This window comes from Leptospiraceae bacterium, from assembly GCA_024233835.1.
Lineage (GTDB): Bacteria > Spirochaetota > Leptospiria > Leptospirales > Leptospiraceae > JACKPC01.
On record JACKPC010000003.1, the window covers coordinates 239,273 to 263,791 of the forward strand.

The 24,519-nt window shown below is 36.4% G+C and carries 22 protein-coding genes; 13 read left to right on the plus strand and 9 right to left on the minus strand.

The window, feature by feature from the left end:
- Window position 1 precedes the first annotated feature (1 nt).
- The 8 genes from H7A25_15480 (at window position 2) to H7A25_15515 (ending at window position 8,642) form a co-directional block, all read left to right on the plus strand.
- On the plus strand, window positions 2-1,063 hold the full coding sequence (locus H7A25_15480) for a mannose-1-phosphate guanylyltransferase (GenBank protein ID MCP5501301.1): 1,062 nt from the start codon (window positions 2-4) through the stop codon (window positions 1,061-1,063).
- Between the two features lie 194 nt (window positions 1,064-1,257).
- Window positions 1,258-1,992 (plus strand): hypothetical protein, encoded by a 735-nt coding sequence (locus H7A25_15485; GenBank protein ID MCP5501302.1) that lies wholly within the window; start codon window positions 1,258-1,260, stop codon window positions 1,990-1,992.
- 71 nt (window positions 1,993-2,063) lie between these two features.
- Window positions 2,064-2,540, plus strand: coding sequence for a purine-binding chemotaxis protein CheW (locus tag H7A25_15490; protein ID MCP5501303.1), 477 nt, complete (start codon window positions 2,064-2,066; stop codon window positions 2,538-2,540).
- A 153-nt stretch (window positions 2,541-2,693) separates the two neighbouring features.
- On the plus strand, window positions 2,694-3,368 hold the full coding sequence (locus H7A25_15495) for an ATP-binding protein (GenBank protein ID MCP5501304.1): 675 nt from the start codon (window positions 2,694-2,696) through the stop codon (window positions 3,366-3,368).
- Complete coding sequence (gene uvrB / locus H7A25_15500; GenBank protein ID MCP5501305.1) at window positions 3,368-5,338, plus strand: excinuclease ABC subunit UvrB; 1,971 nt, start codon at window positions 3,368-3,370, stop codon at window positions 5,336-5,338. The genes H7A25_15495 and uvrB overlap by 1 nt, the downstream gene beginning before the upstream one ends.
- 102 nt (window positions 5,339-5,440) lie before the next feature.
- Window positions 5,441-7,495, plus strand: coding sequence for a sigma 54-interacting transcriptional regulator (locus H7A25_15505; GenBank protein MCP5501306.1), 2,055 nt, complete (start codon window positions 5,441-5,443; stop codon window positions 7,493-7,495).
- Between the two features lie 35 nt (window positions 7,496-7,530).
- Window positions 7,531-8,094 carry a thioredoxin family protein gene (locus H7A25_15510; protein MCP5501307.1) on the plus strand — a complete coding sequence of 188 codons (564 nt, stop codon included), beginning with the start codon at window positions 7,531-7,533 and terminating at the stop codon, window positions 8,092-8,094.
- Window positions 8,091-8,642, plus strand: coding sequence for a hypothetical protein (locus H7A25_15515; protein MCP5501308.1), 552 nt, complete (start codon window positions 8,091-8,093; stop codon window positions 8,640-8,642). The genes H7A25_15510 and H7A25_15515 overlap by 4 nt, the downstream gene beginning before the upstream one ends.
- Before the next feature lie 130 nt (window positions 8,643-8,772).
- On the opposite strand, the gene H7A25_15520 is transcribed toward H7A25_15515, so the two are convergent.
- The 5 genes from H7A25_15520 to H7A25_15540 all read right to left on the minus strand — a co-directional run bounded on the left by H7A25_15520 (window position 8,773) and on the right by H7A25_15540 (window position 13,803).
- Window positions 8,773-9,732, minus strand: a complete 960-nt coding sequence (locus tag H7A25_15520) for an NAD(P)-dependent alcohol dehydrogenase (GenBank protein MCP5501309.1) — start codon at window positions 9,730-9,732, stop codon at window positions 8,773-8,775.
- A gap of 150 nt (window positions 9,733-9,882) precedes the next feature.
- The gene (locus H7A25_15525) at window positions 9,883-10,098 is read right to left on the minus strand and encodes an IS66 family insertion sequence element accessory protein TnpB (GenBank protein ID MCP5501310.1); all 216 of its coding nucleotides are present in this window, start codon (window positions 10,096-10,098) and stop codon (window positions 9,883-9,885) included.
- A 378-nt stretch (window positions 10,099-10,476) separates the two neighbouring features.
- Window positions 10,477-12,579 carry an adenylate/guanylate cyclase domain-containing protein gene (locus H7A25_15530; GenBank protein ID MCP5501311.1) on the minus strand — a complete coding sequence of 701 codons (2,103 nt, stop codon included), beginning with the start codon at window positions 12,577-12,579 and terminating at the stop codon, window positions 10,477-10,479.
- A gap of 560 nt (window positions 12,580-13,139) precedes the next feature.
- Window positions 13,140-13,469: a TfoX/Sxy family protein gene (locus H7A25_15535; GenBank protein MCP5501312.1), complete on the minus strand. Its 330-nt coding sequence runs from the start codon at window positions 13,467-13,469 to the stop codon at window positions 13,140-13,142.
- Between the two features lie 34 nt (window positions 13,470-13,503).
- Window positions 13,504-13,803: a DUF1330 domain-containing protein gene (locus H7A25_15540; GenBank protein MCP5501313.1), complete on the minus strand. Its 300-nt coding sequence runs from the start codon at window positions 13,801-13,803 to the stop codon at window positions 13,504-13,506.
- A 177-nt stretch (window positions 13,804-13,980) separates the two neighbouring features.
- On the opposite strand from H7A25_15540, the gene H7A25_15545 reads away from it, so the two are divergent.
- Entirely contained in the window at window positions 13,981-14,574 is a 594-nt protein-coding gene (locus H7A25_15545) for a TetR/AcrR family transcriptional regulator (GenBank protein ID MCP5501314.1), read from the plus strand.
- A gap of 913 nt (window positions 14,575-15,487) precedes the next feature.
- Window positions 15,488-16,291 (plus strand): hypothetical protein, encoded by an 804-nt coding sequence (locus tag H7A25_15550; protein MCP5501315.1) that lies wholly within the window; start codon window positions 15,488-15,490, stop codon window positions 16,289-16,291.
- A 60-nt stretch (window positions 16,292-16,351) separates the two neighbouring features.
- On the opposite strand, the gene H7A25_15555 is transcribed toward H7A25_15550, so the two are convergent.
- Both H7A25_15555 and H7A25_15560 read right to left on the minus strand, forming a co-directional pair.
- On the minus strand, window positions 16,352-17,089 hold the full coding sequence (locus H7A25_15555; protein ID MCP5501316.1) for an ATP-binding protein: 738 nt from the start codon (window positions 17,087-17,089) through the stop codon (window positions 16,352-16,354).
- 1 nt (window position 17,090) lies between these two features.
- Window positions 17,091-18,641 carry an IS21 family transposase gene (locus tag H7A25_15560; protein MCP5501317.1) on the minus strand — a complete coding sequence of 517 codons (1,551 nt, stop codon included), beginning with the start codon at window positions 18,639-18,641 and terminating at the stop codon, window positions 17,091-17,093.
- 217 nt (window positions 18,642-18,858) lie between these two features.
- Between H7A25_15560 and H7A25_15565 the strand changes: the two genes are divergently transcribed.
- Window positions 18,859-19,398 (plus strand): hypothetical protein, encoded by a 540-nt coding sequence (locus H7A25_15565; protein MCP5501318.1) that lies wholly within the window; start codon window positions 18,859-18,861, stop codon window positions 19,396-19,398.
- 288 nt (window positions 19,399-19,686) lie between these two features.
- Here H7A25_15565 and H7A25_15570 read toward each other — a convergent pair whose 3' ends face one another.
- On the minus strand, window positions 19,687-20,727 hold the full coding sequence (locus H7A25_15570) for a DUF917 family protein (protein MCP5501319.1): 1,041 nt from the start codon (window positions 20,725-20,727) through the stop codon (window positions 19,687-19,689).
- On the opposite strand from H7A25_15570, the gene H7A25_15575 reads away from it, so the two are divergent.
- Both H7A25_15575 and H7A25_15580 read left to right on the plus strand, forming a co-directional pair.
- Window positions 20,726-21,433 (plus strand): hypothetical protein, encoded by a 708-nt coding sequence (locus tag H7A25_15575; protein MCP5501320.1) that lies wholly within the window; start codon window positions 20,726-20,728, stop codon window positions 21,431-21,433. The two genes, H7A25_15570 and H7A25_15575, sit on opposite strands and share 2 nt — an antisense overlap.
- Before the next feature lie 11 nt (window positions 21,434-21,444).
- On the plus strand, window positions 21,445-23,586 hold the full coding sequence (locus H7A25_15580) for an adenylate/guanylate cyclase domain-containing protein (protein MCP5501321.1): 2,142 nt from the start codon (window positions 21,445-21,447) through the stop codon (window positions 23,584-23,586).
- On the opposite strand, the gene rsmH is transcribed toward H7A25_15580, so the two are convergent.
- Window positions 23,570-24,484 (minus strand): 16S rRNA (cytosine(1402)-N(4))-methyltransferase RsmH, encoded by a 915-nt coding sequence (rsmH, locus tag H7A25_15585; protein ID MCP5501322.1) that lies wholly within the window; start codon window positions 24,482-24,484, stop codon window positions 23,570-23,572. The genes H7A25_15580 and rsmH overlap by 17 nt on opposite strands.
- Window positions 24,485-24,519: the final 35 nt, after the last annotated feature.

Genomic DNA, 24,519 nt, shown 5'->3' on the forward strand with positions numbered 1-24,519 from the left:
AATGAATCAAGATAAACCTGTTGTTTTAATCCTGGCCGGTGGAATCGGTGAAAGGTTTTGGCCCCGTTCCAGAAGAAACCTACCCAAGCAATTACTAAAAATTTATTCAAACAAAACCCTGCTCAAAGAAACTTTAAACCGTGCCTTAAGCCTGACAAGCCCCGACAGAATTTTTATAGGCACCAATCTTTTTTTAAAGAAAATGATCCTCGAACAGGAAAAGTCTTTTTCCGAAAAAAACTTCATTATTGAACCCGAAGGAAAGAATACCGCCGCTATCATTGCCCTCGCGTCTCTGCATTTCCAGCAAAAGTTTGGCGATCCGGTTCAGGTAGTCCTTTCTTCCGATGCGTATATCAACCCGGTAAAAGAATTTACAGCCACAATGAAATCGGCAATTATCGAGGCCAAAGAAGGGAGTCTGGTTCTCTTAGGAGTAAAGCCCAATCGACCGGAAACCGGATACGGCTATATTTCAGCCGGAAAACCCACCTATACAGGTTTTCTGGTAAATGCCTTTTTTGAGAAACCCGACTTCAAAACAGCGAAAAAATACATACAAAGAAAAACTATGTACTGGAACCCGGGAATTTTTACCTGGAAAACCAGTGTTATCCTTCAGGAGCTTGAAAAATACGCTCCCTATATAATCGGCCCTTTAAAATCAGCCTTTCCGTTTAAGAAAATTGGAGAACTGGCTGCAACTTTCAAGCTTTTACCTTCCGAACCTATTGATAAAGCCCTCATGGAAAAAAGTACGAATATAAAAATGGTAAAAGCCAGTTTTGCCTGGGATGATGTCGGTTCCTGGCTTTCCCTCGAAAGAATACAGGAAGAAACCGATGGGAACTTTCATGCCGGAAAGAAAGCCTTTTACTTTAAATCGACCGGGAATATAACCTCTGTAAAAAAAGAACTTATTACCTTTCTCGGGGTAAACAATCTCGTGGTCGTAGAAGAAGAAGATGTTCTATTTATTTCCTCCAGAGAGGGCTTAGATGATATAAAACTCATGTTAGCAGAAATGCGGAAAAATAGAGGTTTACAAAAATATTTAGATTAAAATTAAGTCTATAGTAAAATAAAAAAGGAGTGAGTGTAGAATGCCTTCTGGAAAAAAAAGAAAACGTAGAAAAATAGCGACACATAAGAGAAAGAAAAAGAGAAGAGCAAACAGGCATAAGAAAAAATAATCCTTTTTCCTAAAGAGTCAGTACTTCATAAAGCTGTTATGGATTTTTCCGATATATATTCTGTATGGCATTTGGAAAAGACTATCAGCTTTATAGAACCTGGTGGAAGCATTCGCGGACAAAAACTCATGGGTACCATAAATCTTATGTAGCCAGAACGCCCGCAGGAGACATCCTGAGGGCAGAATACAACTTTAAAGATGAACTGGTACGGCTATATTTACAGATAGAATCTGAAGATAAAAAAGAATATGTAGCCATAATAAAAAAAGGACAGAGTATCCGTGAGAAGGATGTAACTAATAATTCCAACATATCCATCAAGAAAAAGGTAGCCCCTTTTAAGGCGATTTTCTCCAGTTTACCGGATGATGATCTCTTACGTTCCTTATCAGGGATTTACGGAATTTCCCGTGTATCCCTCGGAAGAGAAGAATTTGATTTAAGTCCGGACAGGACAGGTGAGTATTCAACCAGAGAAAATAGGTTTGGAGAAGCTTTTTTCGAAAGACTCAAGCGCTTTCGTTTTACTACACATAGAAAAAAACCTCTTCGCGAAAGAATCAAAGAGCGTTTCTGGGGAGAAGTTTTTGATGCAGGAATGGGAGCAGCCTTGAGCGTATTGATTTACCTGTATTCTTTTGATTTTGTAATATTAGGTGCCGGAATTGGTGCTCTGGGTTTCTTTTTTGGAGGCCTGGACTGGAAACTCAGGAAAAGAGCCCCCCTTTTATCAAAAGTAATTCTTTTTTTAATGGTGGGTTCCTACTTTTTCTATGAGGGGTATACAAAATATTGATTTTAAAAAGAAATTCATTTACAAGCAACTCATTCTAATAAATAATAGAAGAATCTATTAGGAAATAATCTATGCCATCACATGATAATAGCCATTTAAATGATCAGTACATCACCTTTACTATCGGTGAAGAAGATTACGCTATTTCCATCTCCAATGTCGAAGAGATTGTTAAAGTTACGAACCTGATTAAGGTTCCCAAATCAAAGGACTACTTTGTTGGTTTAATGGACAATCGGGGAAATATTGTAAACCTGATTGACCTCAGTAAGAAAATTATGAATAAAAAGTCTACAGAGAGAGAAATCAACCGGGCTATTATTGTTAAAATAAAAGGAAAGTCCCTCGGAGTAGTTGTAGATAAAGTATCGCATGTGGTTCATTTCACCTCAGCTCAAATCGATCCACCTCCTCCCTCGGTAAAAGGTATTTCTTCCCGGTATATAATAGGTGTAGCCAAAAAAGATAATCGCTTCATTATTATCATGGATATCGAAAAAATCCTATCTTCTGATGAATTATCAGAAGTAGTCGAGTTTAAATTATAAAAATATGCTGTTAAAAGTCCTGTTTTTAAAAAAAATAGGACTTTCCTTTGTTAATTTTTCGTTCTTACCCCCCATTCCTGCTTAATAAAAATAGAAAGAAGAAAAATATTCACTTTACATTTATAAACTTGGAACTATCCTGTTTCCAGACACATGGCTTGCGAAATATTTGAACCAGAACTAGAGAAAGAACTCTGCCATTTATCATCCCTTGGCCTTTCCGGTAATTTGGATGATTTTGTTAGCTGGTTACACATGAGTTTTTTGATGAAAACGGGAGAAGAAGTAGAATTTTCCAAAGAGAATGTCGGGAAAATTCTTGATAAGCTGATTCAGTGTCATGACCTCTACAAAGGTGGTTTTGATAATAAAGAGTTTTGTCTGAAGTCTGATTCAAAATTAATGCCATTGAAATTAAATGAAGATAGATTTACTATCCTCGGACATTCTAAGTTCTCCCCCATTCAATTCGTAAAAAGCCGCCTGGAGTTCTTCTTAACCTTCAATGGAGTATCTGAGGAAGATATTATCGATATCAGTATTGCAACCATCGAAGCCGTCGAAAATGCAGTAAAGTATGGTGATGGAAACGAAGTAGATGTAGACTATTATATCGAGCAAACCCAGAGAATCTTTCACATAAGTGTTACCAATAAAATCAAAGAGTTTGAATTAGACGAGGAAATCGAAAGAGGAAAGTACTCTGCCAAAATAACCCTTATGCGGGGAGTCATGGTAATGCAAAAGCTTTTTGATCAAATCGATCTCTCCATTATTGAAGATAAAAAACAGGCGAGATTAACTGCCATTAAGAAAATTCCGGCTTAATGAGTATTTTTACCTTACATTCTCCCTATGAACCGGCCGGAGATCAAAAAAAAGCAATCCAACAAATCCATAAAGCTTATCAGAACGGAGAGAATAAAGTAACCTTAGTTGGGGTTACAGGTTCCGGAAAAACCTTTACCATGGCACAGGTCATTAAGGAACTGGCCAAGCCTACTCTCGTTATCTCACATAATAAAACCCTGGCAGCTCAACTATTCCGTGAATTTAAAGAATTTTTTCCGGAAAATGCTGTAGAATATTTTGTATCTTATTACGATTATTATCAACCGGAAGCCTATGTCCCCACTACCGACACCTTTATAGAAAAAGACATGTCTTTGAATGAGGAGATAGACAAGCTTCGTCTTCGGGCAACCTCTTCCCTACTAGAACGGGATGACGTAATTATTATAAGCTCTGTTTCCTGTATTTATGGACTCGGTTCGCCGGATGAATACTCTAAAGCTCTATTGATGCTGAAAACCGGTGAAGAAATCGATAGAAACACTCTCATCAAAAAACTATTACACATTCAATATCAAAGAAATGATACCGATTTTTCACGTGGAAATTTCCGGGTCAGAGGAGATACAATTGAAGTGATGCCGGCTTACCATGAAGATGCTATCCGCATTGAAATGTTCGGAGATGAAATCGAGCAAATCTCCCGGATTCATCCCCTTACCGGTAAAATTATATCAAGGCAGGAAAAATTAGCCATTTATCCGGCCAAACACTTTATCACCTCTTCACCCATGTTAAAAGAAGCCATTACTTTAATTCGAGAAGAATTAAAAGAAAGACTTATCCATTATAAGAAGAGCAATAAACCTCTTGAAGCCGAACGAATTGAATCCAGAACCAACTACGATATGGAAATGCTCAGCGAGCTCGGATACTGTAGTGGAATAGAGAATTACTCCCGCCATTTAACCGGGAGAAAGGAAGGAGAAAGACCGGCCTGCCTGCTCGACTACTTTCAAAAAGATTTCCTGGTAATTATCGATGAATCACACGTAACCGTACCTCAGATTGGAGGAATGTATGCAGGAGACCGGGCCAGAAAAGAAACCCTGGTCGACTTCGGTTTTCGCCTTCCCTCTGCTCTGGATAATCGTCCCTTAAACTTCAAAGAGTTCGAAACCTTAGCTAAAAGTGTTCTCTTTGTTTCAGCCACCCCGGCAGAATACGAGCTGAAAGAATCCTCTTCTATAGTAGAACAGATTATCCGACCCACAGGACTTCTCGATCCGGAAATAGAAGTCAGACCGGTTTCCAACCAGGTAGATGACCTTTTCGGAGAGATTCAAAAACGAAAAGAAAAAGGAGAACGTGTTTTAGTAACCACTTTAACCAAGAAAATGTCGGAAGATCTCTGTGATTATTTCTTAGACCTGGGTTTAAAAGTAGCGTATCTGCATTCTGAAGTGGAAACCATAGAGCGGGTAGAAATAATTCGAGATTTACGAAAGGGAGTTTATGATTGTCTCATCGGGATTAACCTTTTACGAGAAGGTCTGGACATTCCGGAAGTATCCCTGGTTGCCATTCTTGATGCCGATAAAGAAGGCTTTTTACGTAATTATAAATCTCTTATCCAGACCATAGGCCGTGCGGCAAGAAACGTAGAAGGAAAAGCCATTCTTTACGCCGAAAAAACCACCCGCTCTATGCAAGAAGCTATAGACGAAACGAGAAGAAGAAGGAAAATCCAGGAAGACCATAATAAGAAGTTTGGAATTACTCCAAAAACTATTCGTAAGGAAATACAGGATATTATTAGCCGGGAAAAATCAGAGCCAAACAATGAAGAAATCCTTTTAAATGAGATTGACAGGGATTTCAACTTGAAAAAGTATAAAACTAAGGAAAAGCTCCGTGAAAAGCTAAAAGAAGCAATGCTTCAGGCAGCACGGGAATTAAATTTTGAAAAAGCTGCTCTTTTACGTGATAAAATGTTGAAGCTGTAAATAGTGCTTGACTAATTAAAGAGCAGATTGTTAATGTTTTAAGCAATGTCAGAGAAAAGTAATCTAAGCCCCTTTTTATCCATTTCTGAGGTCACCATGGCGATGAACTCGACCCTGGACCAGGACAGGTTATTAGACCTGATACTGGATAACTGTATCAACTTCTGCCATGTTGAATCCGGAACCCTCATGCTCATCAACTACGAGGAATCTTATCTGGACATTGTGAGGGTTAGAGGCTTAAACCCTACAGTTGCCCAGAAGACCAGGTTGAAAATCGGAGAAGGAGTCACAGGAAAAGTGGCTTACTCCGGGAAACCCAAGCTGATTAATGATGTAAGTAAAGATCCGAGTTATATCGCTATCGATGAGAAAATAAAGTCCGAGCTGGCCGTTCCTATGATCGTAGAGGACAATGTCATCGGGGTAATTTCCCTCGATTCAGACCGAAAAAATGCCTTTAGCCAGGAGCATCTCGAAATTGTGTCTATTTTAGCGAATCAGGCTGCTCAAATTTTTAAAAACCTGCAAGTATTTCGAAGTCTGGAACAAAAAAATAACATACAGAGAGTTTTAATTGAAATTTCAAGAGTAGTTTCTTCCTCACTTGATCTGAATGAAATCTTCTACTCGGTACTTTCCACAATGGAAAGCACTCTTAGACTGCAAAAGGGAACTATCATCCTTTATAGCAAAGAAATAGAAAAACTAAAAATTGTTTCAGCAGCCGGCTTAAATCAGGAAGAAGTAGAGCGCGGCATGTATGAAATGGGAGAAGGCATTACCGGTAAAGTTTTTGAAACCGGCCAGGGAATCATTGTCGACAATGTAAGCAAAGAACCGACCTATTTAAACCGGGTAGGTTATCTGGATTATTTCAAAGGACATTCCAAGGTTAGCCTGCTCTCCCTACCCATTAAGAGTGAACAATCGGTAATCGGGGTCTTAAGCGCCTTTCTCGCGAGAAGCGATAGACCGGAACATCCTGTTGACATGCAGACTTATATGGACTTCCTGGAGGTTGTTTCTTCTTTTATAGCCCAGGCACTGAAAATACAGAATCTTGTAGATGAAGCGACTCAGGAAATTTCAAGAGAGAATGTTCTCTTGAAGCGCGAACTGAAAAATAAATACAGATTCGGCTCTCTCATCGGTCGTTCTCGCAGTATGGAAAAACTATTTGAGAAAATCCAGCTCGTTGCTGATTCACGGGCCTCTGTTTTAATTACCGGTGAGTCCGGAACCGGAAAAGAGATGATAGCTTCTGCCATTCATTATAATGGAAATCGTTCCGATAAGCCCTTTATTAAAATAAACTGTGCAGCCATTCCGGAAAACCTTCTGGAAAGTGAACTTTTCGGGCATAAAAAAGGTTCCTTTACGGGTGCTGTGGCTGATAAAAAAGGTAAATTCGAACTGGCTGACGGTGGAACCATTTTTCTTGATGAAATCGGTGAAATGGATCTCAACCTCCAATCCAAGCTTCTTAGAGTTCTCCAGGAAAAGGAAATCGAAGCTGTAGGAGCAGTAAAAGTTAAAAAAGTGGATATTCGAATTCTTGCAGCAACCAACGCCAACCTTGAAGAGCTGATCGCTGAAAAGAAATTTCGTTCCGACCTTTATTATCGATTAAATGTAGTAAATATCCCTACTCCTCCCTTACGGGAAAGAACCGAAGATATTCCCCTGCTGATTGCTCACTTTATGGAAAAATATTCACGTGAGAATAATAAGGGCATCAAGAGCGTTTCTAAAGATGCACTTAAAATTCTGATTAACTACAGTTGGCCAGGGAATGTAAGGGAACTGGAAAACATCATAGAAAGAGCTGTGGTCCTCGCACAAAATGAAACTCTGGGAGAAGAAGACTTCTCGGATCTTTCAGAAAAAATTAATGCAAGCCTGATAAGCCGGGAAGACTATTCCTCGGAATCAACCCATCTTACCCTGGATGTGGGTGAGAATATATACACTGATGCAAGGCTGGACGCACTCGATGGTAAGGCACTCGAAGTAGTAATTGGAGAAATTGAAAAAAAATTAATTCAGTACGCAATGAAGAAGTATCGATACACGAAAACGCGGGTAGCCAAGTTCCTCGGCATAAACCGAAACACTCTCGATAAGCGTATTAAGGAATTAAACATAGAGTATTAATTGACTTATCGTTCCTCTCTAAAAAGCCTGTAAACATGGCTAAAACACCGTCTAACATGACAATGGCGCTGGGTTCAAAAGCGCCCGATTTTTCCCTTCCGGATACAATTTCCGGACAAACCCTGCATCTCTATAAAGAAGTTCAGGCAAGAGGAACTCTTATCATGTTTATCTGCAATCACTGCCCCTATGTCAAACATGTACAGGAAGGTATTGTAAAACTGGCAAAAGACTATATGCCAAAGGGAATTCATTTCTTCGCGATAAGCTCAAACGATGTGGCTAACTACCCGGAAGACTCTCCTCAGAAAATGAAAGAAGAAGCATTAAAGATGTCGTATCCGTTTCCATATCTTTATGATGAAACCCAAAATGTTGCGAAAGCATATTCAGCAGCCTGTACTCCTGACTTTTATGTATTTGATAATATGCTAAAATGCGTTTACAGGGGCCAACTCGATGATTCACGTCCCGGAAATGGAATAGAAGTAAGCGGAAAGGATATACGCTTAGCCCTGGATAACCTACTTTCCGGAGAAGAACCCCTAAAAATACAAAAACCAAGTATCGGTTGTAATATAAAATGGAAGCAGGCTTGAATCGTGTAAAAAAGAATAAATTAGTTTTCACCCTATTTCTTCTCTTTTACGGAGTTTTTTCTTTTCTCCTATTTTACCTGACAAAGAGTTTTCTTATCTCTGTATTTTTTTTAGTCCTTCTCTTTCTACCGGGCAGGATTCTGGCTTCCGCCTGGGAAAATTTTTTCAATGGCAAAATACATATGACCAATAAAGACTTGGATAAAGCAATAGATTCCTTTCACACATTCCTGAAGGACTTAGACAAAAAACCCGGTCTAAAAAATCTGGAGTGGCTTATATTCGGGCTTTATACAAAAGATGCAGAAGCTATGACCTTCAATAATTTAGGCTCCGCCTTCCTGCAAAAGAAAGAACTCGAAACTGCCGAGCAATACTTCCAAAAAGCAGCTGAAAAAGACCCCCTTTATCCGATTCCTTATTTCAATCTGGCGATACTTAAAGCCCTGAAGAAAAACAAAGAAGAATCCGAAACCTTCTTCAACAAAGCCGTTTTCCTCGGCTATAAAAAAAGTAATTTTGAGTCATTCTATAAAAAGATACCGTAGGATAGGAATAATGTTCTTGATGAATAGAGTCTGGAGTTTTTATATTATAGTTGGAACAAATTTCTGTTGCTTTGTCCGGTAATATTTTAAATATTTTTTCCTGAAATCCACTAACTCTTTCTATTTCTTTTTAAATTATTACAATTGCGTTCCCCTTTTTATGCCCTGATTCTGCATACTTAAACGCATCAGCGATTTGTTCCAGTTTAAATTGTTTACCAATCACTGGTTTTAGTTTGCCTTGCTTAAATAATTCTACAAATAAATTAAGACCTTCTATTTTATCCGAAGCCATACCGCTTTTTATTTTTTTATTAAAGATAGCTCCTATCAGTTCCGCAAATCCCATTAAAACAGGAAGGTACACACCTGTCTTAGTTAGTGAATTTTTGCAATAAGAAAATGAAGAGTTATGGGTAGCATCTAAAATAATATCATAGGTTTCCCCATTTTTTGTAAAATCATCTTTTGTATAATCAATAACTTTATCTGCACCCAGTTCTTTTACTATTTCTATATTGGAAGCACTACAAACACCGGTTACCTCTGCTCCATAATACCTGGCAAGCTGCACAGCATAACTTCCGACACCTCCGGAAGCTCCTCTAACTAAAACCCTTTGTCCTTTACGTGTTTGTCCAAGGTCTCTAATAAAATAAAGTGCAGTTGATGCCATGTTCGGAATAGCAGCCGCTTGTTCCCAGCTCATCGTACCAGGCTTAATAACCAGTGGTTCTTTATCTTGAACACATACATATTCTGCATAAGTTCCCATTGTCATTCCGGTTATTCCAAAGACCCTATCTCCTTTTTTATACTTAGTTACTTTTTTTCCGGTAACTTCTATTTCTCCAGCTACCACCATTCCAAGTCTTTTAAACCTTGGTTTAAAAACACCAAATACTAACCTCGACATAGGTCGAAAAACATTTGTTACATAGGTAAGATTTCGTATGTTGCAGTCAGATGAAGTAACTGCGGTCGAATGCATTTTTACTAAAACTTCATTATCCTTTGGTATCGGTTTGGATATTTCTATAATTTTTAGTTCATCAGGAGAACCAAATTTTGTGTGTAAAACTGCTATCATATTTTTATCCTCTAAATTTCTTTCAGGAATATATTACAGTATTTTCTAAATCTAAAAATAAATATATCATGTTCGACTCTCCCGGTCATGCAAGTCTTCTACAGATTTATAGCTACCGAACGGAAGAAAAACTTCTTCTTATAATGCTTACTATTTTTGACTGTATGTGTAGTGTAAAAGATATATGGGTTCATTTTTTTTTACCGTTTTTTCAATTTTAAACAAGTTTTTTATCTTCTGCCAGAGACAAAAATCATTCCTATCCAAGTATAAGACTTTTAACATATTCCTGCGTTTGTTACCGAATAAAAACAGGCTCTTATCAAAGGGAGATAAGTCCGTATCATTCTGAAGGATGAATAAGATAGGCTGTGCTCTTTACAATGGCCATGTAGCTCTTGCCGCTTGCCTGCCAGTTCTCGATATGTTCTTCCCAGTTTTGTATTGTATTCATGAACAAGGTATACCACAGTTCCCGGGATTTGGGAAGGTGGGCTTACCTGAGGCTTACGTTTATTTAAGTGCTATCTAGCGTTTGAGCGTAGCCGACGTGCCGCTTCGGCATGTCACCGAGCAAGTGAACTCATGCTCTTGCAAGTGTCGTGACTGAGAGAACTTCCAATTCTTCTCGAAGGCAAAGCACTTGCTTGGAGTTCCAAGGCTCTCTCGGTCCAAGGAAACAAGCGATTTCCTATTCTGGCTTGTTTCCGCAGTGGCTACTCTTTGTTATGTGCCGTTCTAATTTTATTTCTCAAATAGCGTAGTAATTGCCTCCCATTCTGCTTCAAGTTCCCTATTTATGAGCAGTCGACATTTGTGCAATAGAACTTCAGATGGTTTATCATGTTTAGCAAATTCTAAAATATCTTCGCATAAAGAAATAGCTTTCGCAAAATCTTTTAAACGATAATAATTTAAGGCTTTTTCATATACTGCTTTTAATTCACTAAAGTCATTATATTGCTCTATTTCATTTTTAGTAACTATCTGATAAATAGTTACCGGTTCTTTTTTCCCTTTTACTCTTATAGTATCCAATATTCTATATGTAAATTTATCGGGATTATCCATCATAAGGAATGTTGTCTCAGATACAATTACCGAACATCCATATATTTTTGTGAGTCCTTCAAGGCGCGAAGCCAGATTTACAGCATCGGATATAACGGTTCCATCCATTCGTTCGGATTCACCAATTGTGCCCAACATTAAATTCCCGATATGAATGCCTATTCCGACAATAATAGGTTCATATTTGTTAGATATCCTATGCTGATTGAGTAAATTTAATTTATCTTGAATTTCTATAGCGGAGTTAATTGCATCCTCTGGCTTATCGGGATAGAGAGCCATAATTGCATCACCAATATATTTATCTATAAATCCGTTATTCTTCCGGATAATGGGGCCCATTTTCTTTAGATAAGCATTTATAAATTTAAAATTTTCATCAGGGGTCATCGTTTCTGATAATTCGGTAAATTTGCGAATATCAGAAAAGAATACTGTCATTTCTTTTTGAGTCTTGTCACCCAGCTGAACCTGCGTGATATCGGACTTCCCCAGCAGATTCAGGAATTCTCTTGGAACAAATAAATTACTTGATTCTACCAGTTTTTCATTTAAAGAAAATGCATTGGAAAATTTTAAAGAAAGAACAACTGCTTGTGAGAAAACTAATACAGCAATTCCATAATGAATAAGAAATCCAGTTCTTAGTACTTCGTTCACATATAAAATATCATTAATTGATGTGGCCATCATAAAAAAGATACCACCAAATATTAGTTTACTGAACTTTCTTTTACGATATATTGCTTTTGATAAGGATATAGTAACGTAGACAAGACCTAATAAAAATACAATTTGGTAATAAGGAACTGTATTAGAGAATAATAATGGTTTTGTAAACAAAGTAAACAGTGAAAAGAGAGTGGCTATTGTATAGAAGAATAAGATTGCTTTTCTATGAAACTCCTCCGGAAAAAGGGACTGTAAAAAATGTATGGTTACTACTATTGAAAAGAAAAATGATATGTATTCAATAGCAACATAAATATAATAACTTACCCAATGAAAATGATAGGGTATAATTTTGGAACCGGTTGTGCTCAATCTAAAAAAAACAACCATACAAACAAGAGCAAATAAAATGGGGGATTTGTCTTTCCGTCGGATTAGGTATATTACAATGTGATATAACGCCATTATGAGCAACATTCCAGATAAAAAGACTTCACTGCTTCTCTGTGCGGTGTCCAAAAATAGTATATCTTCCCTTTCTCCTAATAGCAAGCTATGCCATATTCCGCCATTTCTATGATCATAATTGGATATCTGCATTATAATTTCTAATTTTCGACTGGAAATATTTTTTATAAAACCTATGGAGCTCATCGTCTGAGGTATTGCTTTTTCCGGTTCTTTGGCTACCACTCCGGAATGATTTTCCATATCTCCATTTAAAAATATTTTGTAGGCAGTTGATTGTTCTTTAGATAGTAAAGATAGAGATAAATTTTCTTTCGGCAAAAGGACTGTTAATCTAAAAGTAGCATATCCCTGCCCGGGTAAATTATTTCCGTTTATTTTTTTATTGTTCCAAGTATACGGCAAATCGATAAAGTTATCAGGATGATTTGCCTTTGGAATTTTCTGGAAATCATCAGGATCGTACAATTCTTTCCAATAAAATTCCCAATATCCGTCTAGCTTAATAACTCCATCTTTTTCAAAATCCCAATTACGCAGATCTAAAATACCATTAATTGCTTTTGGCGGTTGACTTGCTTTGTTACTGCATGACAATATCAGGCATAAAAATAATATTATTGATATATATTTCAAGATAACTCCTAAATTAATTAGAATGGCACCTAACGTTCCGAGCGTAAACGAAGCTTTCCGTTCAGCCTTAGGCTGGCTAGAGTGATATTTTGCGCAAGCAAAATTCAGGACAGAGGAAAGTTTGTCCGAAGGACCAAACGAGCCGGAGGCGACGCAGCGTTTTACGCTCTGTTAATTGATGGCTCTTGGGGGATATTAGTATACATTCACATATCTTGGAAAAGTAAAATTACATGATTTATTTATTTTTTCCATTATTACCCAACACCAACCATTTGATCTGAAATTATAGGTGATTTATTTGGATAATCCTACTTTTTCTTAATAACATTTTGTTTGGAGAGATGCCAAAGGATTGAGAACTGGCAGCTTATATCTAAACTGGCTGAAACTTCCCATAAAATTAAGCCGCTGCATAGGTGAACTGCTCTGTGATAATGTCGACCATGGGGCACATGATCAAAAAGAAGTAATTGAATGGAGTAAAAATGAATTCATTTTGCTGCTGGCTCGCTCTGCAACACTATTAACAGCGTGCCCATTTCCGGGACACGCTCTATCTATTTTCTGGATTCTACTGCCGCTTTGAATGACCTGGAAGCCCACTCCACCAATTGATCTGCATTTTCAAGAACCTCTGCCGGAGCTTCATAAAAATTTAATTTGCGTTGATTGTCGTTGCCGTAAGTATATTGCTTCATACCCATTTTTGTAAAGTTTTCAATGTTTTTATCATTTACTTTCAGCCATAAAGTTCCTTGCTTTATTTTAGCAAATGCCACTCCATCTTTTAGAACAGCAGTCCCGCCGAACATATTTTTGGTTTCGAAACCGCCCATGCCGCTCAACTGATCCAGTACAAAATCCCTGAATTCATTATTTGATCCCATCAATAAACTCCAATAAACAATCCTTCAAACAGATTTACATTCCCTGGCAGACCAGGATATTCATTTCTTTAAAACCCTGATCCCTAACCGGCACAAGTTTCTGGTATTCTTCGGAACCAAATAGTTTTTGAATGACTTCAGCTGATTCGAAATCCATAACCAGGACCATACCGCTCGGATTGCCTTTAATAACTTCGTTTACTTTCAGACGTTTCTGCAGTTTACCGCCTGCTTCCATAAACAGGGGCATAACCCCACCCAGATATTCCTGAACTGCCTCCATATTCTGCGAATCCGGTACAGCAGTTACAATTAATGTTGAATTTTCACTCATTTTATTCCTCTCCTCGATCCTTTCAATGTATTTCTAAACGATCGGTAAGATATAAAAACCCTGCGTCAAATAATGTCAATAAAAACTAAACGATCGGTAAGAAAAAAGTTGTAATGGAAGGAGAATTGATATTTAGTGCAAATATAAAAAACTCTCGCAGTGCCAAATCAGAATCTTATGGGTAGAAGAAAAAAATACAACCGTGCTGAATTGCTGGATGAAGCCATGAAGATTTTCCGGATTCACGGTTATGCCGGCACGTCTACGCAGATGCTTGTAGAAAAACTTGGAGTGAATAAATTCAGTATTTACTCTGAATTTGCCAACAAGCAGAAACTCTTTGAAGCTGCATTGGAGCTGTATTTTGAAAAAATCATAGATATCAGGTTTTCACCCCTTGAATCTGATGATGCAGGGGTAGAAGAAATACAAACTCTGCTGCAGTTTTACTCAGCTGCTTTAAGTGGACCGGTGGCAGGGATCGGTTGTCTGTTGTGCAATACTGCCATTGAGTTTGGTCCAGAGGATCCGGGAGATGCTGGTTATATCGAGAAATATTTCAAGCGCATATCCAATGCTTTTCGTAGTGCCCTACAGAATGCATCCAGACAGGGTGATATTCCGGAATCTGTTTCGATAGAACAGGAAGCTGATTTTTTTACATCGGTTGTACTCGGATTTTTTGTAATGATCCGGGCGAATGCTTCACAGGAGATGTTACAGCGTGCAGCTGCTGCAGCCGTCCAACATCTGGAAAATCTACGTAACTAAATCTGCCAACAGAGAAAATTGATCAGCCCCATACCATTCATTGATAATTATAGGCGACTTTTTGGCTTTATTCCTACTATTTCATTATAAGGGACTTTATTTGAAGATATGCCAAAGGATTGGGGACTGGCTTCTTATATCTAAACTGGCTGAAGATTCCTAGAAAATAAAAATAAATCCCCCCCAGAGCTTTCAATTAACGTTCAAGCATAGCCGACGTTATGTAAAAATAACAAAATATGCCGTAGCATTTTTGGTATTTTTACATAATGTCCAAAAGCACAAAAACCGCACGCAAGCTCTAATGACTGAAGCTATTGGCACATAAAATTGCAACCGCAATTTTTGTGACAATGGCAAAGGCATGAGCTTGCTAAAAGCGGTTGACTGCTTTTGGCAAGGAAGCAAGCAAACTTCTTAACCTTGCTTGCTGACGCAGCGGCTATGCTTTGTTAGACGGCGTTGCCAGCTTTGTTTTACTGCGATTATTTCGTTATAGACCTTATGTATGGCACTACTGTACAAACTCTGAATGAAAAATTTTAACTTTTGGGAACATCTAAAAACTAGGATTTTAAAAGTTAATTTTTCTATAAAGCCTATTTGAAAGCATTCTATTAATAGTTGATTCTAAAAAATAGAGGTTTTTAGACGTTCCCTTAAGTAATAGTTGAAAAATTATTTTCATTGCTATCTTTTATGCATTAATTGCAAAAACTAAAAAATGACTGAAATGCTTGTTCATTGTCAATCATAATCCGTATGTTAAAAGAACCTTGGTACAACAGCAATTCCCGCTTTGCTTGTAACAGGCAGATAAGGCTAAGATTTTTGGGTTTACAGGGAAAGCTTTCGTAAACTTTTTCATCAAAAATCGCTTGTACCTGTGCAGGGATATAGTCTTTTTGACTATATGCCAGCCAAAAACGAGTTACACGCACGGGTAGATTTATCAGCAGATGGACTTTATCAAGCAATTCGGGAGGAATTTTCTAAAATTCCAGACCACAGGGTCAATCCTTCGATTTCTCTAACAGATGCTTTAATGTCAGCCTTTGCTATCTTTTCTCAAAAGAACGCATCACTTCTTGAGTTTGAAAGAGAAAAAGTGAAGAATAAAAATCTTCAAAGTATATACAAGATTCAAGAGATACCCTCTGACACTCAAATGAGAGAAATTGTTGATGAAGTTTCAACAGGAGCTTTCAGGAAAATATATAAAAACCTTTTTTCAAAACTTCAGCGTGGCAAGGTTCTCGAATCTTATCGTGTCCTTGATGATTATTATATTCTTTCCGGGGACGGAACCGGATTCTTCTCTTCAGGAAAAATTCATTGTAAATCCTGTCTTGTAAAGAATAAGAAAAGTGAAACTCTCTACCAGCATATGATGTATGGTGCCTGTATTGTGCATCCGGATAAGAAAGAAGTTATCCCTCTTATGTTTGAACCTATTACAAACGAAGATGGGAAAACAAAAAATGACTGTGAGTTAAACGCCTCTAAACGATTTATTGAAGATTTTAGAAGAGAGCATCCTCATTTAAAAACAATATTTGTAGAGGATTCTCTGTTTTCAAATGCTCCCCACATTGAATTATTGAAAGAAAAGAATCTATCCTTTATCATAGGTGTAAAAGAAAAAAATCACAAACACCTTTACAATCAATTTGATAAGCTGTATATTTCGGTGAAATCTGCCAGTCATTCCGGTTGAAACTTTACCACTCAAATGTTTTCAAAATCATCCTAATGACAGATGAAAGCCTAACATAGATTAAGTCAAACCTTTTGTAATTAATTTTCTCATGGAATCTCCTTTCAACGTGAATGTGTAAGAAGAGTGTAATATTCTGTCACAAACTGCATCAGCAATTGTCTGGTTATTTACCACATCATGCCAGGATGAAATAGGGTATTGAGAAGTAATAATTGTTGACTTTTGTCCATGTCTATCTTCAATTATTTCCATAAGAAACAATGCTGTTTTCTTATCAAACGGTTCCAGTCCAAAATCATCAAGGATAAGTAGATCCGTTTTTTTTATCTTATCAATTTCTCTATTGTAACTTCCATCGACTTTTTTCATTCTTAAAGAATTGAATAATTTACTGCTATTGTAATATAGCACAGAGTATCCTTCCAGGCAGGCATTATTTCCAAAAGCACATGCTAAATAACTTTTCCCAGTTCCGGTCGGGCCGGATATAATAAGGTTATATTTCCTTTTGATCCATTCAAAGGAGCTTAATTTTAGAACCATATTTTTATCCAGATTTCTACCGCTATCATAGCTGATGCTTTCCAGATTAGCTTTGTATCGAAATTTAGCTGTAGCTAATAATCTTGTCAGCTTCCGATTATATCTTTCCTCCCATTCGGCATCTACGAGAGAAGCAACAAACTCATCCGGACTCAGTTTATTAAAGCCCATATCCAATGCAGATTTAAAGATTCTCTGCATTCCATAAAGTTTCATTATTTTTATTTTTTCAAGTGTATCTTCATTAGTCATATCAGTATTCTTCCTTATTGTAATATACTTTTCCTCTCAGGTTTTCATGTTTGATGTCATTGGAAGATAAGTTTTCTTGCTCGTATGCATCCATTCCATTTAGCAAAATATTTTTTATAAATCTGTAGCCTATTTGCTTGTATTCTAATGCGATTTCACAGGCTCTATTAACTCGCTTTCCCCCATATTTCTTTCCAAGGTTAATAATCCCTATGCATACTTTATATCCCTGTTCGGGATATTTGTAAGTATTTAGAATATTTGAGGATAGCTCCCTTACACTTACTCCCAGAAGAGATGCTCTGCTTAATATCATTTCAGAATTCCATTCCGCATAAGACTTGTGAGAGGGAGGCATATGGTCTATATTTGTGCTATATTTACCCTGTGCTCTATCACGTTTATGCAAAGCCACTCTCTCATTATTGTAGAATACCTCAACTATATCCTGAGTATAGATTATCGTGGTTTTACGACCTTTTAGGCGATAAGGCACGCTGTAATAGTTTTTATCTTCAGGAAGGTAGACATGATAATTTACAGCTACTGTAGACATTGCAAATTTCTTGAACATGTATTTTTCTGCAGGTAGAGGCTTTAGTAACTGTTTTTCGTTTCTTTCAAAATCTTCTCTTCTTGAATGATTTAATCTCTGCATTTTTAGATTATTATGTTTATCTAATAGTTTCTGTATTGCCTCATTCAATTCTGAGAGGCTCAGGAATGTTTGATCTCTAAGAGGAGCAAATATTCTAGTATATACTATGTTCACCGCATTTTCTACGAGTGCTTTATCTTTGGGCTTATAGGGCCTTGCCGGGAAAATAACCGTATCATAATGTCTGGCAAAATCCAAAAGCTCAGGATTGATTTCAGGTTCATACCTATCACTTTTTGTTACCGCAGCTTTTAAGCAATCCGGAACAATCGCATTCACAACCCCTCCAAGATATTGTAAACTATTCTCACAGGCACGAATAAAATCTTCTTTCTTCTGAGAATATACCGCTTCTACATAAGTTAATTGACTCGCACCTAATACAGAAACAAATACTTCAACTTCTCTTTCTTCATTTGTTTTGGGATCTTTTATTTTTAGCTTTTTTCCGGTAAAGTCCACAAACAGTTTATCACCATATTTATGCTCTATATGCATACTGACTTCTTTGCTGTTTTTCCATGTCTGATAGTGATAACAAAACTGGGTATAGCTATAGGGTTCTGAAACTTCTTTTGTATATTCTTCCCACAATATTTGCAGGGTAACTCCAACTCTTTTCAACTGAACAGCATAGTCAGGAAACCTAATGGATAGCTGCTGATACCTTTCTTTTCGGGAAAGATTTCTGGAATCTAATATATCCAGAACCTCACTTTCCTTCATAAGAGAGAGGTCTTTATATGTCATATTTGACTTGCGGAATATTTGGAGATACTCTGATACTACTGGACGAGAAATACTTAAGTTTCGACTAATACTCCGTTTACTCAAACCCAGTTCGTAGAGTCTTACTATTTCAACAATTTTATTCATTTTTATCCTCTGATTCATCAGTCTTTCCCCTCTTAGTTGAAAGACTTTTTCGTTGCGATGATTGAGGAAACTTTTAACCTTTGTCCCGAATTACTTATTTTCCGTGTGGTAAAGTTTCAACCGGAAGCCTGGTAAAGCTAAAAACGGAATGCAATTCTATTTCATTAAGTCAGGTGGCAACTTTCACCGGAATGACTGGCAGGGTTGAACCGGAATACACAATAAGCTACAGGAATTGAAAAAGACAGAGCAACTCTGTATAGAGAAAGATGGAGTTTCTCATTACTTTTCTTTTACAAACCAAATCTTTTTAAATGAGACTTCAGAACTCAAAGTCAATATCCTTGAGTATAAGCAGGTGGATAAAAAAGAGCATATGATTGTTTTTTGCTGGGTTACAGATATTGAAATTACAAAAGAAAATGCTTATGAATTGATGCGAATCGCGAGATCACGATGGAAGATAGAAAATGAAACCTTTAATACTCTAAAAAATCAGGGTTATCACTTTGAACATAATTATGGACATGGCAGTAAGAATTTGTCTAATAACTTTGCAACTCTTATGGTACTTGCTTTTCTTGTAGATCAAATCCAACAATCGAGCTGTGCATTATTCCGAAAAGCACTTGGGACTTTTCATGCAAAAAGATTATTCTGGCAAAAGATAAGAAACTTGTTTGAAATATTTGAATTTTCATCTATGGAGCAACTATTCCAGGCTATTGCTTATGGATTTAAAGCAAATATTTCTATAGGAGAAAATTCATCATAGCGAGATTTTTAAAAACAGTGAAAAATTTTCTGAAGGAGCTATTCATTCATTTTTCCTTGTACTAATTTTACTATGATTTTAGCTCAATTTTTACTATACATAAGTATTTTGGGTTCTTTTCCTCGAAGGAAATCCGGAAGTTATGGATTAAAAAACAGGCTTAAAGAAGCCTTGTACTCTAAAGCGGGAATTGCTGTACTTCATCTCGTTTCCACCTGAATGTAGAGACTAAGAGAGTGAATATAACAAAAAAAATGATCGAAATGTTTTTTTTCATAAGAACTTTTACTATTTGAAAGTAAATGTTTTTTTCCCAAAATATCCCATAGATTGCAAAAACATAGAATAATTATTCTGGATCTTTAACAGTTTTTTATGAGCAGGTATTGCAAATAAAAGAATATTATCTTTTAGCTGTATCTCTGAATTTGTCATAGGAGATGCATCATTTTTTAAATACGCAATGGAGTGAGGTGCCAACATTATAGGATGATTTGAGTTAGAACTGTAAAGTATCATATTTTCATTGACAGCTAATATGGTATATAGATTCTTATCTGTTCCACTTATGCTAATTTTCATAGTATCTAAACTATTGCTAATAGAAGATTGAATATCAATAACCTGCCCTTCTGCAAGTAGATGAGCATTTAAGGCTTTCAATTTCTTTATGATAACTTTACGTTTTTCTTTTTTTACCTTTCTAATCTCTTTACCGTATTTTGCTGAGCGTGTGTAGGAACCTGCAATCAGTTGATTTTTTATTTTTTTATAGGGAGATAGATATAAAGAAATACTGCTACTCGAAGCAAAGTTTTTGTCAGATGAAATGAGACCTAATAAGGATTCAGCTCTTTCAACTGAACAATTTTTTAGAATGATTAACTCTGATTTTTCGTTGGAAGCGCAAATATCTGTAGAATCGGAACGGGCAAGGCTTAATAAATTAAGTGCAGGAACTGCACGAGCAGCAGAATCAACGTCCAATAAGGGAATTCCTGTGTAGGAAGAAACAAGAACGGGAGCTATCGAATTCTCCGGGCCGGTTTCTATAGGGAAGATAGCTGAAATTTTTTTTCCGTATTTACTTTCTGCAATTTCTTTCATAGCAGAAAAAGCAGATAATAGTGCTGCTTTTTGTCCGGATTCAAAAGAACTGATAGAACCAAAGTCTGCAAGAGAGCAGATAAGCATAGAATCGTCCATTTCCTTTTTGTGGATGAGAGTAAACGATTTTCCCCGGCATTCTTTCAATAGAGCTTTTCCTGCTTGAATACTTCCCCCACCTCCACTTCCTAAAAAAGCAGCCCCGGTTATTACATTTTTCATGAAACTTTTTTTTACTTGCATATTTAGAAATAAATATATACTTTTAATTTATCTTGTAAAGTTATTTTTTGGTTTTATGAAAGTTATCGCAAATTATAAAGATTTAGAACCATTCTTGAAAACTGGTGACATTATTTTAATGCATGGACTTTTTCCTATGAGTCAAGTGATTGAAGCCTTAGAATGGAGTTATTGGACACATTCCGGTATGGTGGTTCTGGCAGCTGATCTTGGTTTGGAAAATTGTCCTCCTGTTTTGTATTGGGAATCAAATTCTCTCAAAAATATCAAAGACATAAATACGAATACCTTTAAATCAGGACCGATGCTGGTTGGACTTGAAGAAAGACTGAAGGGTAATAAAGGTTATTATGACAGTGCTTTTGTTTTAAGGCAACTTCAGGTGGAAAGAACCGATACAATGTTTGAAAATTTAAAAGATCTTATGCCGGAAGTAAGTTCGGCTATTTTTCCAAATGATTTTGATATGTTCTATAGAGGGATGCTCGGACGTTGCTTTAACCAGTCTGTTTCAATGGATAAAATTTATTGTAGTGAATTGGTAGCAATGAGTTATATTCGTATGGGATTATTACCTAAATATCGAGTTCCTAATGCCTATGAACCCGGAGACTTTTCCATCCGAAGACGTATTCCTTTATTACAAAGAGCTTTTCTTTATAATCAAATATACATCGATATTTAAGAATTACGAATATGCAAAATAATCAACTCAACTATTTTATAACCATCTTTATTGTCGTTGGTGTATTCGCCTATATTTCTTTATTTGGTGCATTCAGTAAACCTGTTTCCTTGAAAGCATCTCAGGGGAAATTAGATCTATCCGGAATCGACTTGAGTAAAACAAGTCCGATTCGTCTGGATGGAGAATGGGAGTTTTATCCTATGAAATTGTATTCATCTTCAGATTTTAAAAATAATGCAATTCAAGGGACTTTTATCCAGGTTCCAAAAGCCTGGAATTATTCCGATGAATGGAAGCATGTTATTCCTACTCGTTCTTATGCAACTTATAGACTTGTTATCAAATTAGAAAATACAAATCAAATTTATTCTATAAAAATTCCTGGTATTCAAACTGCTTATACACTTTATGCAAATGGAAAAGTTCTTACGAGAGTTGGAAAAGTAGCTACAAACCCGAAAGAAGCACAACCTTCTTCCAAGAATATGCTAATAAACTTTATAACGGATCAAAAGGAATTGGAATTAATTTTCCACGTATCCAATTATCATTTTAGTAGTGCCGGGATTTGGACTTCCCTATTTTTAAGTACTGATCAAAATCTAATTTCCTTACAAAACCAGAATAGTTACTTTGAATTGTTTTTATTTGGAAGTTTAATCATTATGGGAGGTTATCATCTGTTTTTATATTTAATGCGTTCAAAAAATAAAGCAGCAATCTATTTTGCTTTTTTATGTATTTTCATTGCTACACGGGTTTTATTGGCCGGAGAAACAATTATCTTTAGCTTACTACCTTTTTTAACCTGGTTTGCTGCCATTAAGTTATTGTTTTTTCTATTTCCGGTATCCTTAGTTTTATTTGCTTTTTTTAATCGAGAGCTCTTTCCGGATGAATTTAATAACAAGTTGTTTTACTTCAATGTTTTTTCGGCTTTACCTTATTTGGTGGTCGTGCTGGCCTTTGATTCGTATACAATATCTAAGAGTTTCATCTATTTAGTAATCGTCATCTTACTACAAATGCTCATATATCTATACGTTATTGTTAAGGCTTCCTTTTTAAAACGAGAAGGAGCCAGTGTTTTTTTAATTGGCTATATTGCGATTCTCACCTCGATTATTAATGACATTCTTCATGATAACGGGGTTATACATACGCAATACCTTGTTCCCTTTGGCTTTTTTACACTTATTTTTTGTCAGGCTATTATGCTGGCTTTTAAATTTACTCTGGCATTTTTCCAAGTAGAAAATTTATCTGATAGGCTCTTAAAAACAAATGCGGCGTATAGACGATTTGTTCCGGAAGAGTTCTTAAAATTCTTAAATCATAAAGAGATCACATCTGTAAAATTAGGAGATCAGGTAAGAAAAGAGATGTCTATCTTTTTTTCAGATATACGTTCCTTTACAGCTTTGTCGGAAGCGATGAGTCCTGAAGAGAATTTCAAATTTTTAAATTCATACCTTAAAAGAGCCGGAAAACCTATTCAAAAATTTAATGGATTTATTGATAAGTTTATTGGTGATGCAATAATGGCTCTATTCCCGGAAAAACCGGAAGATGCAATTAAAGCAGCTATAGAAACCATTAGAATGTTACATTCATATAATGCTCATAGAATAAAGTTTAACTATTCTCCAATAAAAGTTGGTATCGGTATCCATACCGGAGATATTATGTTAGGAACTATAGGCTATCAAGAACGAATGGAAAGTACTGTTATCTCGGATGCTGTTAATCTTGCATCCAGAATGGAAGGATTAACAAAGTATTATGGAGCGAATATTCTAATCAGTGAGGATGTTTTAAAAGGTCTTGAGGATGAAAGTAAATTTAATTTCCGTGTTCTTGACTGGGTTCAAGTAAAAGGGAAAAATAAAAAAGTCACAGTTATTGAAATTTTGGATGGTATTGATGAGGTTAATTTAAAAAGATACCTTGAAACCAAACCTCTATTTGAAATGGCTGTTAATTCTTACATATTAAAAGATATTGAAGCAGCCTTAAATATTTTTAAAGAAGTAATTAGCAAAAATCCATCAGATAAAGCCAGCGAGCTATATATTAAACGTTGTGAATATTTTATTAAGAATGGTATTCCGGATGACTGGGAAGGAGTGCATATTATGGAGAATAAATAACTCTCAACTTGGCGGAACGGGAAGGACGATTCTGTTGAATTTCTTCTTCGGAAGGACAAAGAGGCTTTTTAGTTAAAAGCTGATATTCCTTTTCTTTTCCGGTCAGTTCTCTAAACACATTCTTCACGATTCTATCTTCTAAAGAATGAAAAGATAAGACACAGAAAACTCCTCCTTTGTTTAACAAAGCGGCCAACTGTCTTAAACCTTTTTCTATATGCAATAGCTCCGAATTTACTTCGATTCTGAGTGCCTGGAATATACGGGTAGCCGGGTGAGTTTTGGGAGGCCAGAATTTTCTTGGAATGATTGCTGCGATTAAATCGGCCAACTCTTTACTGGTTTGTAAGCTTTCTTTTTTTCGTCTTTCTACCAGAACACTGGCAATTTTTTTAGACCAGCGTTCTTCTCCGTATTCCCAAAAAACTCGGTTCAGTTCTTTTTCCGAATAGTACTTTAAAATTTCAGAAGCTGTTTTCTTACAGGAAAAATCAAGACGCATATCGAGAGGTTCTTCCTTCGCATAACTAAAACCTTTTTCAGAATTTGTAAAGTGATAGGTAGAAATCCCCAGATCCAGAACGATTCCATCTACAGAGGAGACATTCCCCAATTTAAAAAGAGTATCGGAAGTAAACTCGGAAAAATTAGAATGATGAGGAGTGGCCCTTGAACCAAAAGAATCCAAACGGGTTTCTGCTCTTTTGAGCATAGTTTCGTCCCTATCCATGAAAATGAGTTTTGAATTGGGAAAAGTTTCTAAAATAAGCTTGCTGTGTCCTCCCTCACCGGCAGTGCCATCCAGGAAGAATAGGTTTTCTTTCTCAGGTATTTGCTGAAAAAAGCGAATAATTTCTTCAGGCATTACAGAAACATGAACAGGATCAGATTCGAGCATTCTATAATGCAGTTTTTTTTCTGAAATTCTCCCGT